Here is a 3,915-nt window from a genome sequence, read left to right on the forward strand (position 1 = left end):
ATACAAATGATCATTTCGGCTGGTTATTTTTAGTATTAGGTTGGATAGTTAGAAGCATTTTTAATATTACGATAGGTTTAAAAGAAGGAGATAAAAAGTCAGTGTTGTTTGATGTAGGTTTGGTGCTCTTTTCCTTTTATCTTTTATTTTTATATAGTACGAAATATTTCTTCTGAAAATTTAGCTCATAGTCTTATAGAGACTGTGAGCTTTCCTTAATAATAACGGTACTGGCGTAACGATTTATAAAATATTTGAGTAGTAGAAGTAAACAGGGTCGCTTCTTCTAAAAAAGGATAATGGTTGCTGTTTTCGAATGGAATGAAGATAGAATTACGTATCCCATCATGTATCTCGATAGAATATTGAACTGGACACTGCACATCATATCTTCCGCATATAATAAGTGTCTTTGTTTGGATGAAAGGTAAATACTCTCTTAAATCAAATGAAGGATATTCATTGGCGAAAGCGTTCATCCGGCTAACGGACATTGTTTTATTGATTGGTTTACAAAAATAAGAGTTGTAGTTTTCTGGTTTATACAATGATAATTTTGTTCTCTCAGTAGATAGTTCTTTTCGTTCTTCACTTGTAAGGTGAGGGCTTTTTAAGTTTTCGATGAGTTTTTGCATATAATGAAACTGTGGATGTGCTGGGTGATAAATGCAAAATGGTGTTTCGGTATAGTTACTTGCTGCAGCTCCTGCTACGACTAATGATTGTAAGGAATTTGGATATGTAATCGCATATAAAAGTCCAAGCATACCACCTGTTGAATGACCGGCGAAATGCCATGTTGGAAGTTGTAATGCTTCTCGTATTGCCTCTAAGTCGTGGATTGTTTCAATCATGCTTAATTCGTTTTCTGACTGGGCGGTTACAGAGCGACCAGTATCTCGTAAATTAATGAGAAATACACGATGCGTAGCAGTAAAAACATCTGCAAAGTAATCACCAGTTTCATTAAATTGTGAATAGTGATGTGTAATACAAAGCGATTCGCCATCTCCTTTTGTAAAGAATTCAAATGTACCACGTTTCGTGTGGATTATTTGTCGTTTCCACATAATATCACGACCTTTTCTCATAAAAGTTGGGCCAGACTGTTATAAAATGAAAATATATCAGCGATTATTAGAATATATCGGCGCAACTCGGAATATATCAGCGATTATCAAAATATATCGGCGTAACTCGGAATATATCAGCGATTATTAAAATATATCGACTTACCGACAGAAAACGACAATAATAGCAAGCTTTAAATAAAAGGAGGCTATTCAAAAACGAGCCTCCTTTTCGTTTAGTATAAAGATTTTGTCATATTATTCCGAATAATTTCAAGGGATTTCGCTACAGTTAATGCGTTTTTTTCTTCAATTTCTGGTTTACGGGGGATAGGTTTATACATGTTGTCTGGATCTTCCCATGTGAGGGGAAGTTCTGTTTCTGCTTGTCCTTTCCAAGCTTCAATCCATTCTGGAGGGAGATAACCTGAGATGTTTTGGATGTTGTTCATTTCGAGCCAAATGAGTGCCCATGCTCTTGGTACGACACGCCAATGGTCATAGCCGCCACCGCCGACAGCGATCCAGCGACCTTCGCAATATTCATTAGCAATTTCACGAGCGAGCTTCGGTATTTCGCGGTAAATATTCATTGTCGCACAAAGATGTGTAAGTGGGTCATAATAATGTGCGTCAGCACCATTTTGCGTTAAAATAATATCCGGTTTAAAGTACGCTGCAACTTCTTTTACAACAGTTCGATATGATTCTAAGAACGATTCATCTTCTGTAAAAGCATCGAGTGGAACATTAAAAGAATAACTATAACCATTACCTTGGCCACGTTCGTTTACAGCGCCAGTTCCAGGGAATAAATAACGACCAGTTTCATGCAGTGAAATGGTGCATACGTTAGGGTCATCATAAAACGACCACTGTACGCCATCACCGTGATGAGCATCTGTATCAATATATAAGACGCGTAAACCGTATTTCTTTTGAATATATTTCATTGCGATAGAACTGTCGTTATAAATACAAAAGCCAGATGCTTTGCCGCGAAAGCCGTGATGTAAGCCGCCGCCCAAATTAAGTGCGTGTTTTACTTTTCCGGAAAGAACAGCATCGACAGCTGTTAACGTACCGCCAACGAGCAATGCGCTTGCTTCGTGCATATTTGGGAACATCGGTGTATCTTCTGTTCCGAGTCCATATGTCATTGCAATTGATTTTTCTAACTTTCCTTCTCCAGCACGTTTTACCGCATTTATGTACTCCTCTGTATGAACGTAGGCGATCTCTTCATCTGTAGCCATCCGTGGTGAGATGATTTGAGAGGGAGAGATGAAACCGCCCTTTTGTAATAAATCATACGTAAGTGTGACGCGCAGTTGGTTAAAAGGATGATCAGGGCTAAATGAATAGCCCCGAAAGTCATCCGAATAAATAAACGCGCTACTCATGCCTGCATCCCCATGATGTTTGGCCATAATACGCGGTAACCTTCTGCTTCAAGTGCATCAATCACTTTTAGAGGATTCATCGTTTGAATGCGGAAAACGAGTACTTTATCATTCTCGTCTTTTGCTGGGTAGACGAGAACGCTCACGATATTTATTTGTAAATCACTAAAAATAGCAACGACTTTTCCAAGAATACCAGGTTCGTTTTTTACTTGAATTTCAATTTGCGAACTTGGTTGATGTGCTCCTGTTAATTTTACTAATGTGTGCAGTACTGTAGATTCAGAAATGATTCCAACTAACTTCCCAGCCTTTGTAACAGGAAGACAGCCAATTTTATTTTCAAAAAATAAAGTAGCAATTTCCTCAACGAAATCGAGAGGATGGCAAGTCATAACAGGATGTTTCATAATAAGTTCGAGCGGTTGCTGTAGCATATCGATTGAAACTTGTTCATCTAGAATAGACGGACTTGCATCTCTTACATCCCGATCAGAAATAATGCCTACGACGTGATTATTTTGATCGACAATTGGAATGTGCCGAATGCCTTTCGTGCGTATCGTTCGGATTGCTGTTTCGATTGTATCGTTTGGATGCAATGTAACTACATTTTGATTCATAATTTCTTCTACAATCATTCCAGTTGCCCCCTTTATTAATACATAAAACGATTGTGAAAACGTAGACGATCAAAAGCTTGAATAGAATCCGTATCAACGCGTTTACCGATGCGGACCATTAAACAGTTGGCAGGATGTGAACAAATTTCAGGATCGTCTGTAGCCATCCATTGTAACCCGCCAGCATTCATCATCTTCTCCATTACTTTTCGGTATTCCCACACATTCAATCCTGTTTGTTTCAAATCCCAGTGCCAATAATATTCAGTCGTCAATATAATGTAATCTTCCATATAATCGTCCATCATAGAAACCTCTAGTAAGTTCTTTCCGACAGAACTCCCGCGGAAGGCTGGGACTACTTCAATTGCCCCAAGCTCAATTAAGTTTTCCATTTTTCCTTCTGACCATCGTTCAAGTGGATCAGGATACAAGTATGTAACATATCCAACAATTGTTTGGTCATGTCTAGCAATAATGAGACGAGCTTCTGGTAATTTAGAAATTTCGACAATTGCTTTATATTGTTGCTCGGCAGGACGAAACGCAATTAAGTCTGGATGAAACTCATACATTTCTAAGTTATGTGTAGAGACAGGACCTTCAATAATTAAAGTGCCTTTCGCTGTTTTTAAGTTTCTAGCATTATATATTTTTTTATGAATCAATGTATTGCTCACCACCTTGAGGGTTTGTGAATCTATTAATATCGTACTTTATAATATATGCGATGTGAATCGAAATTTGTCATTAAAAATTTGTCTAAAAATCAACAAATATACTGAAAATTTTAAATAATGTCATTATAATAGATAATAG

General features: G+C 37.6%; 4 protein-coding genes. All 4 read right to left on the minus strand.

Annotation, left to right across the window (positions count from 1 at the left end):
• Nucleotides 1-215: 215 nt before the first annotated feature.
• The 4 genes from ABWK52_RS12720 to acuA all read right to left on the minus strand — a co-directional run bounded on the left by ABWK52_RS12720 (nucleotide 216) and on the right by acuA (nucleotide 3,764).
• Nucleotides 216-1,091 (minus strand): alpha/beta fold hydrolase, encoded by an 876-nt coding sequence (locus ABWK52_RS12720; RefSeq protein WP_176527133.1) that lies wholly within the window; start codon nucleotides 1,089-1,091, stop codon nucleotides 216-218.
• Nucleotides 1,092-1,306: 215 nt separating this feature from the next.
• Nucleotides 1,307-2,473 carry an acetoin utilization protein AcuC gene (acuC, locus tag ABWK52_RS12725; RefSeq protein ID WP_000092824.1) on the minus strand — a complete coding sequence of 389 codons (1,167 nt, stop codon included), beginning with the start codon at nucleotides 2,471-2,473 and terminating at the stop codon, nucleotides 1,307-1,309.
• Nucleotides 2,470-3,114 carry an acetoin utilization AcuB family protein gene (locus tag ABWK52_RS12730; RefSeq protein ID WP_000634578.1) on the minus strand — a complete coding sequence of 215 codons (645 nt, stop codon included), beginning with the start codon at nucleotides 3,112-3,114 and terminating at the stop codon, nucleotides 2,470-2,472. The genes acuC and ABWK52_RS12730 overlap by 4 nt, the downstream gene beginning before the upstream one ends.
• A 17-nt stretch (nucleotides 3,115-3,131) precedes the next feature.
• Complete coding sequence (gene acuA / locus ABWK52_RS12735; RefSeq protein ID WP_000581388.1) at nucleotides 3,132-3,764, minus strand: acetoin utilization protein acetyltransferase AcuA; 633 nt, start codon at nucleotides 3,762-3,764, stop codon at nucleotides 3,132-3,134.
• Between the last annotated feature and the right edge of the window lie 151 nt (nucleotides 3,765-3,915).

Origin of the sequence: Bacillus sp. AP50 (assembly GCF_040492675.1) — a bacterium.
Classification (GTDB): Bacteria; Bacillota; Bacilli; order Bacillales; family Bacillaceae_G; genus Bacillus_A; species Bacillus_A cereus.

What these genes read in the sequence shown, in the direction of transcription:
- ABWK52_RS12720 (WP_176527133.1), bottom strand. Translation starts at nt 1,091, where the DNA reads ATGAGAAAAGGTCGTGATATTATGTGGAAACGACAAATAATCCACACG.
- acuC (WP_000092824.1), bottom strand. Translation starts at nt 2,473, where the DNA reads ATGAGTAGCGCGTTTATTTATTCGGATGACTTTCGGGGCTATTCATTT.
- ABWK52_RS12730 (WP_000634578.1), bottom strand. Translation starts at nt 3,114, where the DNA reads ATGATTGTAGAAGAAATTATGAATCAAAATGTAGTTACATTGCATCCA.